Raw genomic sequence first — 665 nt, forward strand, 5'->3', positions numbered from 1 at the left:
CGGTTCGCGCACCAGGTCCAGCGCGGTGGAGGCACCGCGCGCTCCCGGATAGCGCTGCAGGTTGCGCGACTGCAGCGCGAGCATGCGTCGGTCCTGTTCGCCGACCCGGCGCAGCAGCGGCCACACCAGCAGCCGCACCGCCCACGCCGGCGCCCAGCGCCCCTCCACGTGCAGGCTGGCGAAGACGTCGGTGCTGCGCGCGTCGAGCGGGGTGAAGTGCAGGCTGATCCGCACGCGGCCGCCGCGCGCGTAGCGGTACTCGATCTGCGCGCTGCCGGGGCCGGCGAAATGCGCGCGTTCCAGGATGCGCGGCGATTCGAACAACCGGTACAGCCAGCCGCTCTGCGCCGCGGCGCCGCGGTAGTCGACGTGGAAGCCTTCGTCGGTGTGGCGCAGCTCGGCGCGCATGGCGGTGCGCGCGCCGCCGCGCCGCACCAGGCCCGGATGCAGCAGATGGGTGTGCAGCGGGTCCAGGAAGTTCTCCAGCGCATCGACCACGTGCGCCTCCCAGCGCGTGCGCCACAGGAAGCGCCGCGCCGACGGCTGCAGCGCCTGCACCAGCTGCGACGGTGTGTCCGCGCCCTCGGGATCGGGACGCAGCCAGATCAGGCCGTCGTGTTCGCGCGCGGCGAAGGCGCGGACCCGCACCGCCGGCGGCGCCTGCC

General features: G+C 74.7%; 1 protein-coding gene. It reads right to left on the reverse strand.

The genetic code is table 11. The features are described 5' to 3' along the window. Nucleotides 1-665: hypothetical protein (locus D180_RS17880; RefSeq protein WP_017913872.1), on the reverse strand; the 665-nt coding region annotated here is incomplete at both ends.

The sequence above is a fragment of the Xanthomonas sp. SHU 166 genome (assembly GCF_000364685.1).
GTDB lineage: Bacteria > Pseudomonadota > Gammaproteobacteria > Xanthomonadales > Xanthomonadaceae > Xanthomonas_A > Xanthomonas_A sontii.